The organism is Streptomyces sp. NPDC033270, from assembly GCF_055576575.1.
The window spans coordinates 44,519-61,951 of record NZ_JBVIRA010000015.1 but is presented as its reverse complement, the minus strand read 5'-3'; the positions used below and the strand labels follow the sequence as shown (position 1 = coordinate 61,951).

Below are 17,433 nucleotides of genomic sequence, written 5' to 3'. Positions count from 1 at the left end.
CCGCCTGGCACCCCGCACGGAGCCGACGGGCCGCCGCCACCCCGCACCGGGGCCGGCGGCGGCCCCGCCGGTCCGGTCACTTCAGCAGCCGGGACAGCCGCCGGTCCGCGAGGACCCTGCCCCCGGTCTGGCAGGTGGGGCAGTACTGCAGCGCCGAGTCGCTGAAGGACACCTCGCGGACCGTGTCGCCGCAGACCGGGCAGGGCTGCCCCGCCCGCCCGTGGACCCGAAGACCGCTCTGCTTCGCCGCCTTGAGTTCCCCCGGCGCCAGTCCGCGGCACCGTTCGACCGCGTCGGTGAGCGTCGCGCCGATCACCTCGTACAGCCGGGCCACCTCCTCCTCGCAGAGCCCGGAGGCCGGCTTGAACGGGGACATCCGCGCCGCGTGCAGGATCTCGTCGGAGTAGGCGTTCCCGATACCGGCCAGCACGCTCTGATCACGCAGCACGCCCTTGATCTGGCGGCGTTCCCCCTTCAGCGCGCCGGCGAACGACGCCAGGGTGAAGGTCCCGGAAAGGGGGTCGGGGCCGAGCCGCGCGATCCCGGGGACCTCCCGCGGATCGGTGACGACGTACACCGCGAGGTGCTTCTGGCTCCCGGCCTCGGTCACGTCGAAGCCCGCACCGGCGGGTTCGGCGAGCCGCACCCGAAGCGCCAGCGGTCCCTTGCCGGGGCGCGGCACCGCCGTCGGCACCCGGTCGCTCCAGCGCACCCAGCCCGCCCTGGCCAGGTGGACGACCAGGTGCAGTTCCCCCGCCCGAAGATCCAGGAACTTGCCGTGCCGCCCCACACCGTCGAACGTCCGGCCCTCAAAGGCGCCGAGGGGCGGATCGTAGGTCTTGAGCGCATGGACGGAGACCGGGTGGACACGGTCCACGGTCCGCCCGGCCAGGTGAGCGTCGAGAAACCGGCCGAGCGCCTCGACCTCCGGCGATTCGGGCATAACGCCATTGTGCCCCGCACCGAGCCACCTGCCCGGAAACCCACCCCACCGGCCCCGCGCGCCGCCGCCGACTCCCGGCGAGCCGGCCGCCGCGTCCCCGCCCACCCCGGTGCCGCTCCGCCCTGACGAGTGGTTTCGCGGCCGAAAGCGTCTCCACGGGCCCGCCCGCACGTTACTTGTACCGCGATGCGCCTATCCGATCATGCGCACGGACGCCTCACACCCCCAGGAGACGCCAGTGACCCGTACTGCCCACACCGGCCCCGAATCCCTGCTGCGCCGCACCCTCGCGGAGAAGCGCATCGCCCTGGTGGCGTGGCGGCTGCTGGTGCTGCAGAACGCGGACCCGGCCGTCGCCGCCGGCGCCGCGCGGTTCTCGACCTACCGGGCGCATCCCTGGCGGCGGATGGAGCACACCATGGACAGCGGCGAGCGGCTGTTCTTCTCCGACCGCGAGGGCCTGCGCCGGGAGATCGCCCGGCTGGAGCGTACGCACCGCCGCATCCAGGGCACCGACGACCAGGGCCGCCCGTTCACGGCGCTGGACCCGGCCGTGCGGGTATGGGTGCTGGTGACGCTGTACGAGTCGATGACGGCGATGCGCGAGCTGTCCGGCGACCCCATGAGCCCCGCCGAACTCGACCGGCTGTACGCCGAGTTCCGCGCCGTGTGCGCCGAGTTCGGCCTGCCGGACGAGCTGTTCCCGAAGGCCGCCGCGGACGTGCCCGCCTACATGGACCGCATCATCCGCGAACGCCTGGAGTACAGCGACGCCGTGCACGACCTGCTGTTCACGATGCTGCGCCAGGCCCCGGCGCCCCGCCGTCTGGGACGCCTCGGGCCCGCCTGGCCGCTGCTGCGCCGCCTCATCGCCCGCTTCCTGGCGGCCCTGACCCTCGCCGACCTGCCCCCCGCCTTCCGTGAGCGCTTCGACCTGCCCCGCACCCGCAGCGCCGCCGCGCTGTCCTGGGCACTGCACCGCGGCATGCGCCAGGCCATGACGCGCCTGCCCGACCGGCTGCGCTACCGCATCCCCCCGACCGGCGTCCCCGCCGCCCGCCCGGCCGCCGCCCCCTCCGCCGACGGCGGCGCGGACACCCCGGCGACCGGCCGGGTGCCGCGGCCCCGGCGCAACCGCGGCGGCGGCTCGCCGCGGGCGCGCGCGGAGGCGTTCTTCCGGCAGGTCCTGGACCAGACCGGCGACGGGTACCTCACCTCCGCCGACCTGCAGGCCATGGCGCACAACGTCTGCTGGCAGCTCGAACTCGACGAAGCGGCCGAGGCCGAGGTGTACACCGGCTTCGACACCTGGTGGCAGCACATCCGCGCCACCATGGACACCGACGGCGACGGCCGCGTCAGCCGGGCCGAGTTCACCGCCGCCATGGTCGCCGGTGCCGACCGCGACCCCGACTACCTGCACAAGGGCCTGCACACGGCGCTGCGCGCCCTCTTCCGCGCCGCGGACACCGACGGCAGCGGCCATGTGGGAGCCGACGAATACCGCGTCCTCTTCGGCGGCTCCCGCGTCCACCCCGCCGAACTCAACCACGGCTTCCGCCAGCTCGACGCCGACGGCGACGGCCGAATCACCGAGGACGAGTTCCTCCACGCCTTCACCGACTACTTCACCGCCCGCACCGACACCACCGCCGGCACCCAGCTCCTGGGCCGCCCCTGAGGCCCACGGCACCCGCGTCCACGAAAACGGCCGCCGGCCGCGGCTTCCAAGCGGGAAGAACGCGGCCGACGGCCTACAGACTGCCCAGGCGAGCGAGATGCCGCTCTGGCCTGGGGGTCTTAGATGTCGAAGTAAAGCTCGAACTCGTGCGGGTGCGGACGCAGCTGGATCGGGGCGATCTCGTTGGTGCGCTTGTAGTCGATCCAGGTCTCGATCAGGTCGGAGGTGAAGACGCCGCCCTGCTGGAGGTACTCGTTGTCGGCCTCGAGGGCGTCGAGGACCGCCGGGAGGGAGGTGGGGACCTGGGGGACGCCCGCGTGCTCTTCGGGGGCGAGCTCGTAGAGGTCCTTGTCGATCGGCTCGGCGGGCTCGATCTTGTTCTTGACGCCGTCCAGGCCCGCGAGGAGCAGGGCGGAGAAGGCGAGGTACGGGTTCGAGGACGGGTCCGGTGCGCGGAACTCGACGCGCTTGGCCTTCGGGTTGGAGCCCGTGATCGGGATGCGCATGGCCGCGGAGCGGTTGCGCTGGGAGTAGACCAGGTTGACCGGGGCCTCGAAGCCGGGGACCAGGCGGTGGTAGGAGTTCACCGTCGGGTTGGTGAAGGCCAGCAGCGACGGGGCGTGCTTGAGGATGCCGCCGATGTAGTAGCGGGCGGTGTCCGAGAGGCCCGCGTAGCCCTGCTCGTCGTAGAAGAGGGGCGCGCCGCCCTGCCACAGGGACTGGTGGACGTGCATGCCGGAGCCGTTGTCGCCGAAGATCGGCTTGGGCATAAAGGTCGCGGTCTTGCCGTTGCGCCAGGCGACGTTCTTCACGATGTACTTGAAGAGCATCAGGTCGTCGGCGGCGGCGAGCAGCGTGTTGAACTTGTAGTTGATCTCGGCCTGGCCGGCGGTGCCGACCTCGTGGTGCTGGCGCTCGACCTGCAGGCCGGCGGCGTCCAGCTCCAGGGAGATCTCGGCGCGCAGGTCGGCGAAGTGGTCGACCGGCGGGGCCGGGAAGTAGCCGCCCTTGTAGCGGACCTTGTAGCCGCGGTTGTCCTCGACCGCGCCGGTGTTCCAGGCGCCGGCCTCGGAGTCGATGTGGTAGAAGCCCTCGTTCGACGTGGTGTTGAAGCGCACCGAGTCGAAGACGTAGAACTCGGCCTCGGGGCCGAAGTACGCGGTGTCCGCGATGCCGGTGGAGGCGAGGTAGGCCTCGGCCTTCTTGGCGATGTTGCGCGGGTCGCGGCTGTACTGCTCGCCCGTGATCGGGTCGTGGATGAAGAAGTTGATGTTGACGGTCTTGTCGCGGCGGAACGGGTCCACGCGGGCCGTCGACAGGTCGGCGCGCAGCGCCATGTCGGACTCGTGGATGGCCTGGAAGCCGCGGATCGAGGAGCCGTCGAAGGCGAGTTCCTCGGCCGGGTCGAACGCCTTCGCCGGGATCGTGAAGTGCTGCATCACACCGGGCAGGTCGCAGAAGCGGACGTCGATGAACTTGACGTCCTCGTCCGCGATGAACTTCTTGGCCTCGTCGGCGTTCTGGAACATCCAACTCCTCCTAGCCCGGTCACCGGTCGGCGGACGCGGGATTGCTACTCGGAACGCGACCCTCTGCAGAGGCGCGCTCGCCCGACCATAGGCAGGCGGGATTTCCCAAGCATGACCCATTTGTTTCGCCGAGGTTAACCGCCGCGCGGTGGCTCATACCACCCAGTGTGCGCCAAACTGGCACATTACGGATAGGGTGCTGTCGGCCGCCGTCCGTGCTCCCCGCGGCCCTTCCACCGGCCGGTGCCCGCCCTCCGCGAAGCGAACGTATGCGGTCGCAGTACCGTGGACGGGTGGACAACAGGCAAGCAATCGGATCGTGGATCTCCGGGCCCCGCGCGGCAGCCGAGGACATGGGTGTCGAGTTCGGATACCGCGGGCAGCGGCTCGGGCTGCCGGAGGAGGGGCCGGGGTCCCTCGCGCGCCCCGGGCGCCGCTTCGCCGCGCTCTTCATCGACTGGGCGCTGTGCATGCTCATCGCCTACGGACTGCTCAGCGGCGGCAAGGCGCAGTCGGCCAGCAACTGGGCCCTGGTGGTCTTCGCGGTGCTCAGTGTGCTGACGGTCGGCACGGTCGGCTTCACGCCGGGTAAGCGGCTGCTGGGCCTGCGGGTGGTCGCCGAGGGCGGTGGCCGGATCTCGCTGCCGTGGGTGGTGCTGCGCACGGCCCTGCTGGTCGTGGTCATCCCGGCGGTGGTGTGGGACCGGGACGGGCGGGGGCTGCATGACCGTCTCGCGCGCGCCGTACAGGTGCGGATCTAGCCACCTAGCCATCTAGTCGCCTCGGCAGGTACGGCTCTGGCGGCCTGGGAGAGTGGAACGGAGCGCCTCCCCGAGCACGAGCGCCCCGAGACCTCCCAGATGCGTGTGAAAGCGGGTGGGCCCGGGACCTTCGCGGTCCCGGGCCCACCCGTTTCGATGTATACGAGTCGCGCGGCTCAGCGCGTCTTGCCGCCGCCCCGGGGCATCCGCATGCCCTTCGGCATCGGGCCCTTCGGCACCGGCATGTTGCTCATCAGGTCGCCGAGCGCACGCAGCCGGTCGTTGACGGCCGTGACCTGGGCGCCGGGCAGGACGCGCGGGAGCTTCAGCAGGGTCGTACGGAGCTTCTTCAGCGGCACCTGGCCCTCGCCGTCGCCCACCACGATGTCGTGGACCGGGGCGTCCGCGACGGTGCGCGCCATCCGCTTCTTCTCGGCGGCCAGCAGGCCGCGGAGACGGTTCGGGTTGCCCTCGCCGACCAGCACGATGCCGGCCTTGCCTACGGCGCGGTGCACCACGTCCTGGCTGCGGTTCATCGCCACCGCGGGGGTGACCGTCCAGCCGCGCCCGACGTTCTCCAGCACGGCTGCCGCCGCACCGGGCTGGCCCTCCATCTGCCCGAAGGCAGCTCGCTCGGCGCGCCGTCCGAAGACGATCGCCATCGCGAGGAAGGCCAGTACGAAGCCCAGGATGCCCGCGTAGATGGGGTGGCCGATCAGGAAGCCGATGGCAAGGAGAACGCCGAATACGACGATGCCTACACCAGCGACGACAAGACCGACCTTGGAGTCGACCCGACGGGTCATCTTGTAGGTCAGGGCGATCTGCTTGAGCCGCCCGGTGTTCTCAGCGCCGGCAGCGCCGTCTGAGTTTGCCTTCCTCGCCATACAGCGAAGTTTACGTGGCGTGCGGGCGACGGGTCGCCGCGGCCTCCAGTACGTACTCGGCCTCGTACCGGTCCTTGGCGCGGCGGCGGTCCTCAAGGACCGACGTCCAGGCGTTGCGGCGGGCGGTGCGCTGCCCGCCGCGCATCAGTACGGCCTCGACGGCACGCAGTGCACCGGTGACGGAAGGACGGGGGAGGGCTGGTGTGGCGCGGAGCGGCGCGGCCTGCATGGTGGGTGACTCCTTCTGGCGTTCGCAGGAGCAGGAGAGGGTGCGTGAACGGTGCGTGCATCCATCGTCACGGAAAGGTGTTACCAACGGATGACCTGCCGGTCAAACACCATGAAACATTGACGCGGCCCGCCACGCCCCCCGTCCTGGGGGAGTGCGGGCCGCGTCCTCAAGCATGTGCCACGTTTCACAAGACGGCGCGCCGGGGGAACTCAAACCGCCTGACTGGACGCCTCGACCTCGCGCCGTTCGATGGCCTGCTGGTAAAGGCGGCCGGCGCGGTAGGAGGAGCGGACCAGCGGGCCGGACATCACGCCGGAGAAGCCGATCTCCTCGGCCTCCTCCTTCAGCTCCACGAACTCGGCCGGCTTCACCCAGCGCTCGACGGGGTGGTGGCGCGGCGTGGGGCGCAGGTACTGGGTGATGGTGACGAGCTCGGTGCCCGCCTCGTGCAGCTGGCGCAGCGCCTCGCTGACCTCTTCGCGGGTCTCGCCCATGCCCAGGATGAGGTTGGACTTGGTGACCAGGCCGGCCTCGCGGGCCTTGGTGATGACGTCGAGGGAGCGCTCGTACCGGAAGCCGGGACGGATCCGCTTGAAGATCCGCGGCACCGTCTCGACGTTGTGCCCGAGTACCTCGGGGCGGGACGAGAAGACCTCGGCCAGCTGGTCCGGGTCGGCGTTGAAGTCGGGGATGAGCAGCTCGACCTTGGTGTAGCCCTCGGCGCGCTCCGCCGTCATCGCGTGGATCTGGCGCACCGTCTCGGCGTACAGCCAGGCGCCGCCGTCCTCGAGGTCGTCGCGGGCGACGCCGGTGATCGTGGCGTAGTTCAGGTCCATCGTGACGACGGACTCGCCGACGCGGCGCGGCTCGTCGCGGTCGAGGGCCTGCGGCTTGCCGGTGTCGATCTGGCAGAAGTCGCAGCGCCGGGTGCACTGGTCGCCGCCGATGAGGAACGTGGCCTCGCGGTCCTCCCAGCACTCGTAGATGTTCGGGCAGCCCGCTTCCTGGCAGACGGTGTGCAGGCCCTCGCTCTTCACGAGCTTTTGCAGGGCGTTGTACTCGGGACCCATTTTCGCCCGCGTCTTGATCCACTCGGGCTTGCGCTCGATGGGGGTCTGGCTGTTCCGGACCTCCAGGCGCAACATCTTGCGTCCGTCGGGTGCGACTGCGGACACGACCGGCTCCCTACGACTTCGTTTCCTTGGCGTACACCAGGGTACGCCCGTCAATTCGCACGTCTTTACGTGCGGGGCAACCCCATGGGGCGGGGTCGCATTCCCGGTGGTCGCCGGGGGTTCTCGCGGGTGGCCGTACGGTCAGACCGCCCGCGGCAGCAGCTCGGCGCCCTCCAGGACGTCCCGCAGGTGCTTCTCGACGACGGGCAGCACCTCGGCGATGGTGATCTCGCGGCCCAGCTCGCCCGCGAGCGAGGCGACGCCCGCGTCCCGGATGCCGCACGGCACGATCTTGTCGAACGAGGTGTTGTCCGGGTTCACGTTCAGCGCGAAGCCGTGCATCGTGACGCCCTTGGCGACGCGGATGCCGATCGCGGCGAGCTTGCGGTCCTCGCGGCGCTGACCGGCGTTGGACGGCGCGTACTCGGGGCCGTTCAGCCGCGGGTCGAACAGCTCGTCCGTCACCCGCGGATCGAAGTCCAGCTGCAGCCCGCCGAGCCCCGCCCGCTCCTGGACCGGGTCGCCCAGCACCCACACCCCGCTGCGCCCCTCGACCCGGCTGGCCTCGACGCCGAATGCGGCGCAGGTGCGGATCAGCGCGTCCTCGAGCCGGCGGACGTGGGCGACCACGTCGACCGGGCGCGGGAGCTTCTGGATGGGGTAGCCCACCAGCTGGCCGGGCCCGTGCCAGGTGATCTTCCCGCCGCGGTCCACGTCGATGACCGGGGTCCCGTCCAGGGGGCGCTCGTCGTCGGTGGTGCGCCGGCCGGCGGTGTACACCGGCGGATGCTCCAGCAGCAGACAGGTGTCGGGCACCTCGTCGGCGAATCGGGCGGCGTGTACCCGGCGCTGTTCCTGCCAGGCCGACTCGTAGTCCACGGCGTCCGCTCCGAAGCCCAGATGCACAAAGCGCAGCCCCTCGGGTGCGGGGGTCTCCCCCCGAGAGATCGCAGTCACGGCAGCTCCTCTTCGAACCTTTGTTGCACTCTTGCTGCAACGCTGATTGCACTTCCGATGGTTTCGCGCCCATGCCACTGTACGGCGACCGATTCCGGTCCCTTCAGGCGGTCCGGTGTACCTGCCACCCTTCGGACCCCGCCCCTGCTCACACGATCGGATGAACGCGTGGCGCAGGCGGCGAGAAAGGCTCCGAAGGCCGTTACATTCACGCCGTTCCACAAGGGCGATGAGCATGCCGGACAGGGTCCGCCGAACCCGGCTGCCCGGCCCGGAAGGCAGGAGACCGGTAAAGCTGATGACGGACCGACCCCCGCACCACACACCCAACCGCCAGCTCGCCGCGCTCATCGCCGAGGCGGGGTTTTCCAATGCCGGACTGGCCAGACGGGTTGATCAGCTCGGCATCGAGCACGGCCTCGACCTCCGGTACGACAAGACCTCGGTGACGCGCTGGCTGCGCGGCCAGCAGCCGCGCGGCACCACCCCCGCGCTGATCGCCGAGGTGTTCACCCGCCGGCTGGGGCGCCGGCTGTCCGCCCAGGACCTCGGGCTGGACGCCTGTGCGCCGGTGTACGCCGGGCTGGAATTCGCCTCGACCCCCAGCGAGGCGGTGGACATCGTCAGCGGCCTGTGGCGCAAGGACTCCGGCAGCCACGCCGAGCTCCGCAAGATCGCCTTCACCCCGGCCGGGCTCGTGGTGCCGAGCCGGGACTGGCTGATCGGCCGCCCCGACGACCGCGTCGCTCGCGGCGAGCCCGCCGGCGAGGGGTCGGGCCGGGTGCCGGTCCAGGGCGGCCGGGCCTCGGTGCCGCGCCAGCGCCGTACCGACCGCGTCGACCGCACCGAGGGCTCGCGGGTCACCTCCGGCGACATCGCCGCGCTGCGCTCGGTCGGCGAGCTGTTCCGGGCGCTGGACCACGCCTACGGCGGCGGCCACGCCCGGCAGGCCCTGGTGCGCTATCTGGAGCACGAGACCGAGCCGATGCTGCGCGGCACCTACGGGGAGGCCACCGGCCGCCGGCTGTTCGCGGCCGCCGCCGATCTGACCCGGCTGGCGGGCTGGACCTCGTACGACATCGCCGCGCACGGCCTGGCGCAGCGGTACTTCGTGCAGGCACTGCGGTTGGCGCAGGCCGCCGGCGACCGGGCGTACGGCTCCTACGTCCTGGTGACGATGAGCCGGCAGGCCGTCTATCTGGGGCACGGCAGGGAGGCCGTCCAGCTGGCGCGCGTCGCCCAGCAGGGCATCGGCTCCAGCGCGCCGCCCGCCGTCCAGGCGCTGCTGCACTCCGCGGAGGCGCGCGGCCATGGCGTCATGGGCGAGGTGCGGGCCTGTACGGCGGCGCTGGCCCGCGCGGAGCGGGCGCTGGAGACCGCCCGCCCCGGCGACGAAACCCCGTACTGGGCCCGCTTCTTCGACGAGGCGCAGCTCGCCGACGAGCTGGCGCACTGCCATCGCGATCTCCAGCAGTACCGCGCGGCCTCCCAGCACGCCGAGCGCTCCCTGCAGCTGCGCGCCGCCGGGTTCGCCCGCAGCCGGCTGTTCTGCCGGGTGGTGCTGGCGACCGCGCGGCTGGGCCTGGGCGAGCTGGAGCAGGCCTGCACGCTGGGTGCCGAGGCGGCGCTCCAGGCCTCCGAGATGCGGTCGGTGCGGGCCCATGAGTACGTCAGGGAGTTCGAGCGCCGCCTGGAGCCGTACCGGGACGCGGCGGCGGTGCGCGGGTACCGGGAACGGGTGGCGGCGCTCGGGTGAGCCGGGCGGTGCGCGGCGGTCCGGTCGAGCCGGTCAGGCCGCCGCGCGCAGCGTGTCCGGCTCCGTCGTGAGCGCCGGCAGTCCGAAGTCCTGGAGCACGGCGCGGGCGGCCCGGCGGCCCGAGTTCAGCGCGCCCTGGAGAGTGCTGGTGTCGCGGTGGTCGCCGCACACATAGAGGCCGGACAGCACGCGCACGGTGCGCTCCGGGTCGTAGGGGGCCGTCATCGCCGGGACGGCGTACGGGTCCTGATGGGCGGTCAGCAGCTGCCAGTCGTCGGTCCGCGCCCCGTGGACGCGCTCCAGCTGGGGCCGGACCGTCTTGTCGAGGACGGACAGCGGCAGCGCCGCCGCGGCGCCGAGCACGGTCGTGGTGATCAGGGACCGGCCGGGCGGTGTACGGGACGGATCGATCGCGCCGGCGAGGTAGGTGTAACCGACCGGGCCGTCCGTCGGCAGGATCAGCGCCGTGTCGCGGGACGGCGCGGCGCGGCCCGCCGATCCCGCCCCCGCGGTGTGGTGCAGGACGGCCACCGGATGGAAGGCGGGCACCCGCAGCCCCGGCAGCAGCTTGGCCGCGTCCCGCGCGCCGGTCGCCACCAGCACCGCCCGGCAGGGGATACGGCCGTGCCCGGCGGTGCCGACGCCCGTGGTGGAGACCGAGGTGACCCGCACCGACGTACGGACCGTGCCGGGCGGAAGCCCGGCGGCGAGCAGCTCGGGCACGGCGCAGGCGCCGCCGGCCGGCAGCCACAGCCGCCCGTGCGCGAAGGCGCGCAGCGCGGCGGCGGCGCCACGGCTGGAGCCACGCAGCTGCGGATCGCACAGCAGGGCGCCCAGCAGGGGCCGCAGGAACGCGTCATGGGTGCGGGGCGGGAAGGCGGGGCGGCCCGCGAGGGCGTCGCGGATGGGGCGGTCCGGGGGCGGGGCGGCGGGGGTGGTGCGGTCGGTGCGGTGCTCGGTGTGCTGCGGAGGACATCGGTCGGCGCGCAAGAGGGCGCGCGCCGCGGAGAGTGCGCCCCTTGTGCTCCGGGGTGCGCCGATGCGTTGCTTGCGCTGGCCGTTGTGGACACTCAGACCGGACGCGAACGGACGCAGCGTCAGATCGCCGAGGCCCGGGGTGCGGCGCAGCTCGGCGCTGGAGATGGCCAGCGGGCGGCCGCAGCGGTCCAGCCGGAAGCCGTCGAGCCGGTCGGTGGCGGACCGGCCGCCGATCCGGTCCGCGGCCTCCAGCACGGTGACCGACACTCCCGCGCCGGTCAGATGGCGGGCGGCGGCAAGACCGGCCGGCCCGGCTCCCACGATGACGACGTCCACGGTCGATGCGATGCGCGGCACATGCCCCTCCCGGAGGTCGGTCCCAGCGGCGGCGCACCGATGTCATGCCCATTGCCGCCGCGCGGGATGCCGATGGTGTGTGCGAGGACGGTAGGGAGGCGGCGGCCCGTACGGCAGGGGGCGTCCGGGGCGCGTCGGAGCGCCCTTGGCCACGGCCTCCGGGGGGCCCGGGCGTCTACCCCGCCTGGACACCCCTAGGGCCTGCCGGAGGGGTCAGGGTCGGACAGGCCCTAGGCGGCCCGGACCGCTTCCAGGATGCGCGGATGATCGAAGGCGAACCCGGATTCCAGCAGCCGCCGCGGCACCACCCGCTGGCTGCCGAGCACATCCTCGGCGAAGTCCCCCAGGGCGATCCGCAGCACCGGCGCCGGGACGGTGAACAGCGTCGGCCGGTTCAGCGCGCGGCCCATCACGGCGGTCACCTCGCGGTTGGTGACCGGTTCCGGGGCGGTGAGGTTGACCGGACCGCTCAGCTCCTCGGTGTCGACGAGGTGGCGCAGCGCCCGGATCTGGTCGTGCAGGGAGATGAAGCTCCAGTACTGGCTGCCGTCGCCGAGCCGCCCGCCCAGGCCGAGCCGGAAGATCGGGAAGAGCCGGCCCCAGGCGCCGCCGGAACGGGCCACGACCAGACCGGTGCGGGCGAAGACGGTGCGGATGCCCGCGTCCTGCGCCGGCTTCGCGGCGTCCTCCCAGGCCACGCACACCTCCGGCAGGAATCCCGCGCCGGCCGGTGCGCTCTCGTCCGTACGCCGGTCGCCGGTGTCGCCGTAGTAGCCGATCGCGCTGCCGCACACGAAGACCCGGGGCGGGGTGTCCATCGAGGCGAGCGCCTGGGCGAGGGCGCGGGTGCCCAGTACCCGGCTGTCGCGGATCTCCTGCTTGTACGCCGCCGTCCAGCGGTGGTCGCCGACCCCGGCGCCGGCGAGATGGACGACCGCCTCGCAGCCGGTGAGCCCGGCGGTGTCGACCTGCCCGCCCGCGGGGTTCCAGCGCACCTCGTCGGCGGCCGTGGGCTCGCGCCGTACGAGCCGGACGACTTCATGGCCGTCCGTGCGCAGGGAGCGTACGAGCGCCGTGCCGATGAGCCCGGTCGAGCCGGTGATCGCGATCCGCATGGGGCCATACTGCCCGCAGTGCACCGCCGGCGACGACATCTGCGGTCCGTCCGCCGTGCTGACGGGGACCGGCGCCGGCCGCGCCCTACGGCTTGAAGCGGTCCCACAGCAGGGGGAAGCGCTCCGCCAGGCTCTGGTCGTCGTCGAAGTCGAGGTAGCCGCCGAGCGGTTCGCGGGGCGGCGGCGGAAGCGCCAGGTCCGGCATCACCCCGCCGGTCATCCGCTCGTACGCCTCGTCGGCCGCGTACCCCAGCTCCTCGGCGTCGCCGTCCACCGCCTCGTCGAAGTCGTCCAGCAGCTCGGCGAGCTGGTCCGGGTCGTGCAGCGCGCCCTCGAAGACCTCCCGGCCCTGGCCGATCAGCCAGCAGCGGAAGTAGTCGAAGGCGTCGTCGCTGGCGCCGCCGAGCAGAATCGAGGCCGCGGCCCACAGGTCCCACGTGTACGCCCGGTTGTAGCGGGACTCGAAGTGGCGGGCGAAGTCCACAACGGTGTCCGGGTCGAGCCCGAGCAGCCGCTCGACCAGTGCGTCGGCCTGCTCCTCCGGGTCGCCCTCCGCTGCCGCGCGGGAGTGGTCGATCAGCTCCCAGAACTCCGTCTCTTCCATCACCGCTCCAGCATCCGCCTTGGCGCCGTGCCACGCATGCGGACTACCCCAGATGCGACGGTGTCGTTATCCGGATCGGTGAACGGCGGCACGCTGTGCTGACGCCCGTCCGGACCGGTGTGCGTCCGCCCCGCTTCGTGCCCGTACGGGCGAACCGTCGTGTGACCGTCCCAAGAATCACTCGTTGGAAGGCGTGCAACGACCAAACGACGGCATAGACGGCAAATCCGCCACTTCTCGAAGGGCTGTTTCACGCCATGCCCATGGACGAACGCACCCGGGCCGACGTCGAACGGGCCGAGGCGGCCATCGTCGAGCACTACCCACGACTCGTCCGCCTCGCCTACCTCGTGCTGCCCCCCTCGATGGGCCGCCACCGCCGGGTCCTGACCGCCCACGGACTGGTCCAGCGGGCCCTGCCGCGGGCCGGCCGCCGCCGCCCGGTGCGCGGGCTGCCGGCCCAGCGCGGCCCGGCGCCCGAGTCCGGCTACGACCTCGTACGGCTGCGGATCCTGCGGCTGGCCCTGGCGCAGGAGGGCCGGCCCGGCCGGGGGCTGCCGGCCGTGCCCGTCGTCTGGGGGCTGCGGCTCTTCCCACGGGCCGGCGGCGCCGACGAACTCGCCCTGGACCAGGCGCTGTCCGCCGTCCCGGCGCCGGTGCGGGCCGCCATCGGGCTGGGGCACCTGGAGGGCCTGGACGAGGACACGGCGCGGGCCGTACTGGAGCGGGCCGGCGTCGAGGAGGCGGCGGCGGCGCAGCGGGCGGCCGGGCTGCTGGAGCGGGAGACCGGGGCCGATGCCGCCGCCCTGCTGAACTCCGGGGAGTTCGACCCGTGCACGGTGCAGACCCGGCCGACGGACCTGCTGCGCCGCCGCCAGCGGGTGCGGGCCTCGCTCGCGCTGGCGGCCGTGCTGGCGCTCGGCGCGGGGGTGGCGGCGGCGGTGCCGGGCGGCGACGGCGACCCCTCCGGCCGCGCCCCGACCGAGGCCCAGCAGGCGCTGGACCCGGCCCGGCTGCTGCGCACCCCCAACGAGCAGTGGGCCGGCACCTCCCGGGTGGACTTCACCGCCTGGCCCGCCCGCGGCCGGGAGACCGGTGACAAGGAGCTGCTGGCGCGGGCGCTGCGGGTCTGGGCGGCGCCGCCCGAGGACGCCCGGATCACGGCGACCGCCGGCACCTCCACCCGCCCGCCCGGCCGTCCACCGCAGCTGCTCTACGCGGGCCTGATCGACAACGTCATGGTCGTGGTCTTCCACGACGGCGAGCGGCTGGTCCGCTACGCCGAGCCCGAGGACGCCACCCCCACCCTGCACTTCGCGCGCGTCGACGACGCGGATCCGACCACCAGCGCCGGGCTGGTGATCGGCCGCGGCAACGGTTGGATGCGCTACCTCCTCGCGCCCTGGATCTCCGACGTCGCCGTCCGCGACCTGCTGGTGCCCGGAGCCCCGCCGCACGGGCTGCATGTCGCCCCGGACGGGGTCACCGACCGGATCGCCACGCCGCCCGGGGCGGGCGCCGGCTGCGGACGCTGGCCGGTGGCGCAATTCCGACCCTCGACGCGGCTCGGAGCGGCCCTGCCCGCCTTCCTCCTCGCCGACCTCGACGATCTCGTGCCCGTCCATCTGACCTATACGCCGCCGTCGCCCGCCGTCGGGCCGAGCACCGTCGGCGGGCCGCGCGAGGCGACCGACCCGCCGGCGCTGCAGAACTGGGCCCGTACGGCCTGCCGGCTGGGCTCCCTGCGCGGCGCCGGGGTGCGCTCCGTCGACAACTGGGCGTTCGCCGAGCAGCCCCTTCCCGAGGGCGGCGGCAGGGCGACCTGGGTCTGCACCCGCGCCGACACCTGGCGTGGCCCCGGCACCGTGGCCGTGCAGTTCCTGCCGCCCGCGATCCGCCCCGCCGACCCGGGGCGGATCGCCGGACGCGCCGTCAACACCGCGGCCTGCAGCCGCTTCGGGCCGCATGTCGTCGCGGACGTCCACTGGCAGGCGAAGTCGGGGAAGTGGTACCTGCTCGCGGCCGGCAGCCGGGAGGTGGTCGGCCTCGACGCCACGGGCGGCGTACGGGCCACCGGCAAGGCCGGCACCCTCGCCGCGCCGGCGGGGCGGGAGGCTAGGGCCGAGGTCGTCGGGCGGCTGCGGGACGGGCGGAGCGTACGGGCGGTCCAGCCGTAGGTGCCGCCGGAGGGCCGCCGGACGGCACGTCGTGCGGGGGATCTGAATCCCGACAGTAGGTGTCGGGATTCGCTGTCAGGGTCGCGATATGCGGTGGCGACACCGAGCCACCGGCATCCGGCATCCGACAGCGAGGAGCGAGAACGTGACGGGCCATGAGGAACGAGCAGGGCGTGCGGACCGGGCCGTGGCGGCCGACCTGACCGGCCGGGTGGCGCTGGTCGCGGGGGCGACCCGGGGCGCGGGCCGGGCGATGGCGGTGGAGCTGGGCCGGGCCGGCGCGGTGGTGTATGTGACCGGGCGGACGACCCGGGAGCACGTCAGCGAGGTCGGCCGCCCCATGGAGACGATCGAGCAGACCGCGGAGCTGGTGACCGCGGCCGGCGGCACCGGGATCGCGGTACCGACCGACCACCTGGAGCCGTCGCAGGTCGAGGCGCTGGTGACGCGCATCGGCCAGGAGCAGGGGCGACTGGATGTGCTGGTCAACAGCCTGTGGGGCGGCGACCGGCTGATCGAGTTCGACACCAGGCTGTGGGACCTCGATCTGGACAAGGGCCTGCGGATGTTCCGCCTCGGCATCGACTCCCACGTCATCACCAGCCATTACGCGCTGCCGCTGCTGATCGGGCGGCCCGGCGGGCTGGTCGTCGAGATCACCGACGGCACCGAGGCCTCCAACCGCACCTACCGCGACAACCTCTGCTTCGACCTCACCAAGTGCGCCCCGCACCGCATCGCCTTCGGCCTCGCCGCCGAGCTGAAGGAGTACGGCGGCACGGCGGTCTCGCTCACCCCCGGCTTCCTGCGGTCCGAGGAGATGCTGGACTACTTCGGGGTGACGGAGGAGACCTGGCGCGACGCGGTCGCCCAGGAGCCGCACTTCGCCGTCGCCGAGTCGCCGGCGCTGATCGCCCGCGCTGTACGGGCGCTGGCCGCCGACCCGGACAAGCAGCGCTGGAGCGGTCAGTCACTCTCCAGCGGCCAACTGGCGAAGGAGTACGACTTCACCGACACGGACGGCTCCCGGCCGGACTGCTCCGGCTACTTCGAGGACGTGGTCTTCGGCGGGAAGGACGGCAGCGCGGCGGACTACCGCTAGGGCGTGTCCGATGGGCCAGGGTCGGAAACCTAGGCACCCCCGCCGGCGCGCTGCCCGCTGGGCTCCACGCCGCCCTGTCCGCCCGGCTCCGTGTACAGGGCCGCCATCCGGCGGGCGGCCGCCGCCAGGCGCTCGCGCAGCCCGGCGGGCGCCAGTACCTCGCCCTCCGGGCCGAGCGCCAGCAGCTGGGCGTAGGCGACCTCGTCGGACTCCACGGGCAGGGTGACGGTCAGCCGCCCCTGCGGGTCGGGACCGCCGGCCGCCCGCGCCGTGTCGATCGCCTCGCGGGCCGCCGCGCGTGCGGTGACGTACGGCAGTTGCCGCACACCGCGCTCGGAGAGCCGCAGCACCACCTCCTCGCGCAGGATCGAACGCGCGAACTGCGCGGCCCGCTCCGCCCAGAACGCGGGCAGGTCGAAGGAGGCGTCGCGGGTGAACCGGGCCGCGCCGCTCCCGCCGCTCCGGTCACCCTCGTCGTCCCCGGTGGTCTCGACGGCGGTGAACCGGTCCACCCGATACACCCGGAAGTCCCCCTGGGACCGCGCCGCCAAATACCACACCCCCGCCTTCAGCACGAGGCCGTACGGCTCCAACTCCCGCTCCACCTCGGTGTCCTTGCGGAGGTAGCGGGCGCGGACGCGGCGGTCGTCCCAGACCGCGTCGGCGATCACGGGCAGCAGGGTGGGGGTCTCGGGCTCCTGATACCAGGCGGGTGCGTCGAGGTGGAAGCGCTGGGCGGCGCCCGTCGCGGCGTCCCGCAACTCGGGCAGCAGCGCGGCGGAGACCTTCAGACGGGCGGCGGACGCGGCGTCGGCGAGGCCCATCTCCCGCAGGGCGCAGGGCACTCCGGACAGGAAGAGGGCCTCCGCCTCGCTGCGGCCCAGGCCCGTGAGGCGGGTGCGGTAGCCGCCTATGAGGCGGTAGCCGCCGGCCCGGCCCCGGTCCGCGTAGACGGGCACCCCGGCCTCGGAGAGGGAGAGGACATCGCGCACGACCGTACGCTCGGAGACCTCCAGCTCCCGCGCCAGCTCCGCGCCCGTCATCGACGGCCGCGCCTGGAGCAGCAGCACCATCTTGATCAGCCGTGCAGCACGCATGCCCCCATGATGCCGGGGGGTACTGACAACGCCGGGCGGGGGCGAGAGCGGGCCGCCCGGCCGTGGTCAGGGGTGGGGAAGG

The 17,433-nt window shown here is 73.2% G+C and carries 15 protein-coding genes; 5 read left to right on the top strand and 10 right to left on the bottom strand.

The genetic code is table 11. The features are described from left to right. Positions 1–76: 76 nt before the first annotated feature. Positions 77–943 (bottom strand): Fpg/Nei family DNA glycosylase, encoded by an 867-nt coding sequence (locus tag ACZ5XZ_RS21415; protein ID WP_468980287.1) that lies wholly within the window; start codon positions 941–943, stop codon positions 77–79. A 238-nt stretch (positions 944–1,181) separates the two neighbouring features. Between ACZ5XZ_RS21415 and ACZ5XZ_RS21410 the strand changes: the two genes are divergently transcribed. Further along, complete coding sequence (locus ACZ5XZ_RS21410; protein WP_468980284.1) at positions 1,182–2,624, top strand: oxygenase MpaB family protein; 1,443 nt, start codon at positions 1,182–1,184, stop codon at positions 2,622–2,624. Positions 2,625–2,743: 119 nt separating this feature from the next. Here ACZ5XZ_RS21410 and glnA read toward each other — a convergent pair whose 3' ends face one another. Continuing rightward, the gene (glnA, locus tag ACZ5XZ_RS21405) at positions 2,744–4,153 is read right to left on the bottom strand and encodes a type I glutamate--ammonia ligase (protein ID WP_384436590.1); all 1,410 of its coding nucleotides are present in this window, start codon (positions 4,151–4,153) and stop codon (positions 2,744–2,746) included. A gap of 293 nt (positions 4,154–4,446) precedes the next feature. Between glnA and ACZ5XZ_RS21400 the strand changes: the two genes are divergently transcribed. Next, a complete protein-coding gene (locus ACZ5XZ_RS21400) occupies positions 4,447–4,914 on the top strand; it encodes an RDD family protein (RefSeq protein WP_468980283.1) in 468 nt (155 codons plus the stop codon). Positions 4,915–5,090: 176 nt separating this feature from the next. Here the strand turns inward: ACZ5XZ_RS21400 and ACZ5XZ_RS21395 are convergent, their stop codons facing one another. From ACZ5XZ_RS21395 to lipB, 4 genes are all read right to left on the bottom strand, one after another. Beyond that, positions 5,091–5,801: a DUF4191 domain-containing protein gene (locus ACZ5XZ_RS21395; RefSeq protein WP_468980281.1), complete on the bottom strand. Its 711-nt coding sequence runs from the start codon at positions 5,799–5,801 to the stop codon at positions 5,091–5,093. 10 nt (positions 5,802–5,811) lie between these two features. Then, positions 5,812–6,030, bottom strand: a complete 219-nt coding sequence (locus tag ACZ5XZ_RS21390) for an SCO2195 family GlnR-regulated protein (protein WP_384436599.1) — start codon at positions 6,028–6,030, stop codon at positions 5,812–5,814. A 212-nt stretch (positions 6,031–6,242) separates the two neighbouring features. Further along, the gene (locus ACZ5XZ_RS21385) at positions 6,243–7,208 is read right to left on the bottom strand and encodes a lipoyl synthase (protein WP_468980279.1); all 966 of its coding nucleotides are present in this window, start codon (positions 7,206–7,208) and stop codon (positions 6,243–6,245) included. Positions 7,209–7,349: 141 nt separating this feature from the next. Next, a complete protein-coding gene (gene lipB, locus ACZ5XZ_RS21380; RefSeq protein WP_468980278.1) occupies positions 7,350–8,165 on the bottom strand; it encodes a lipoyl(octanoyl) transferase LipB in 816 nt (271 codons plus the stop codon). A gap of 298 nt (positions 8,166–8,463) precedes the next feature. On the opposite strand from lipB, the gene ACZ5XZ_RS21375 reads away from it, so the two are divergent. After that, a complete protein-coding gene (locus ACZ5XZ_RS21375) occupies positions 8,464–9,921 on the top strand; it encodes a regulator (protein WP_468980276.1) in 1,458 nt (485 codons plus the stop codon). Positions 9,922–9,954: 33 nt separating this feature from the next. Here ACZ5XZ_RS21375 and ACZ5XZ_RS21370 read toward each other — a convergent pair whose 3' ends face one another. The 3 genes from ACZ5XZ_RS21370 to ACZ5XZ_RS21360 form a co-directional block, all read right to left on the bottom strand. Continuing rightward, on the bottom strand, positions 9,955–11,256 hold the full coding sequence (locus ACZ5XZ_RS21370) for an NAD(P)/FAD-dependent oxidoreductase (protein WP_468980274.1): 1,302 nt from the start codon (positions 11,254–11,256) through the stop codon (positions 9,955–9,957). Between the two features lie 230 nt (positions 11,257–11,486). Further along, the gene (locus ACZ5XZ_RS21365; RefSeq protein ID WP_468980273.1) at positions 11,487–12,371 is read right to left on the bottom strand and encodes a TIGR01777 family oxidoreductase; all 885 of its coding nucleotides are present in this window, start codon (positions 12,369–12,371) and stop codon (positions 11,487–11,489) included. Positions 12,372–12,456: 85 nt separating this feature from the next. Beyond that, positions 12,457–12,975 carry a DUF4240 domain-containing protein gene (locus ACZ5XZ_RS21360; RefSeq protein WP_468980272.1) on the bottom strand — a complete coding sequence of 173 codons (519 nt, stop codon included), beginning with the start codon at positions 12,973–12,975 and terminating at the stop codon, positions 12,457–12,459. A 263-nt stretch (positions 12,976–13,238) separates the two neighbouring features. Here ACZ5XZ_RS21360 and ACZ5XZ_RS21355 point away from each other — a divergent pair, with 263 nt between their 5' ends. Continuing rightward, positions 13,239–15,152 (top strand): hypothetical protein, encoded by a 1,914-nt coding sequence (locus ACZ5XZ_RS21355; protein WP_468980270.1) that lies wholly within the window; start codon positions 13,239–13,241, stop codon positions 15,150–15,152. A gap of 145 nt (positions 15,153–15,297) precedes the next feature. Next, positions 15,298–16,254 carry an SDR family oxidoreductase gene (locus tag ACZ5XZ_RS21350; RefSeq protein WP_468980269.1) on the top strand — a complete coding sequence of 319 codons (957 nt, stop codon included), beginning with the start codon at positions 15,298–15,300 and terminating at the stop codon, positions 16,252–16,254. Positions 16,255–16,283: 29 nt separating this feature from the next. On the opposite strand, the gene ACZ5XZ_RS21345 is transcribed toward ACZ5XZ_RS21350, so the two are convergent. After that, a complete protein-coding gene (locus ACZ5XZ_RS21345) occupies positions 16,284–17,351 on the bottom strand; it encodes a helix-turn-helix transcriptional regulator (protein ID WP_468980268.1) in 1,068 nt (355 codons plus the stop codon). Between the last annotated feature and the right edge of the window lie 82 nt (positions 17,352–17,433).

Bases quoted from the DNA above. Each gene is read 5' to 3' on its own strand.
- glnA (WP_384436590.1), bottom strand. From the start codon at position 4,153: ATGTTCCAGAACGCCGACGAGGCCAAGAAGTTCATCGCGGACGAGGAC.
- ACZ5XZ_RS21415 (WP_468980287.1), bottom strand. From the start codon at position 943: ATGCCCGAATCGCCGGAGGTCGAGGCGCTCGGCCGGTTTCTCGACGCT.
- ACZ5XZ_RS21345 (WP_468980268.1), bottom strand. From the start codon at position 17,351: ATGCGTGCTGCACGGCTGATCAAGATGGTGCTGCTGCTCCAGGCGCGG.
- ACZ5XZ_RS21395 (WP_468980281.1), bottom strand. From the start codon at position 5,801: ATGGCGAGGAAGGCAAACTCAGACGGCGCTGCCGGCGCTGAGAACACC.
- ACZ5XZ_RS21390 (WP_384436599.1), bottom strand. From the start codon at position 6,030: ATGCAGGCCGCGCCGCTCCGCGCCACACCAGCCCTCCCCCGTCCTTCC.
- ACZ5XZ_RS21365 (WP_468980273.1), bottom strand. From the start codon at position 12,371: ATGCGGATCGCGATCACCGGCTCGACCGGGCTCATCGGCACGGCGCTC.
- ACZ5XZ_RS21360 (WP_468980272.1), bottom strand. From the start codon at position 12,975: ATGGAAGAGACGGAGTTCTGGGAGCTGATCGACCACTCCCGCGCGGCA.
- ACZ5XZ_RS21375 (WP_468980276.1), top strand. From the start codon at position 8,464: ATGACGGACCGACCCCCGCACCACACACCCAACCGCCAGCTCGCCGCG.
- ACZ5XZ_RS21355 (WP_468980270.1), top strand. From the start codon at position 13,239: ATGGACGAACGCACCCGGGCCGACGTCGAACGGGCCGAGGCGGCCATC.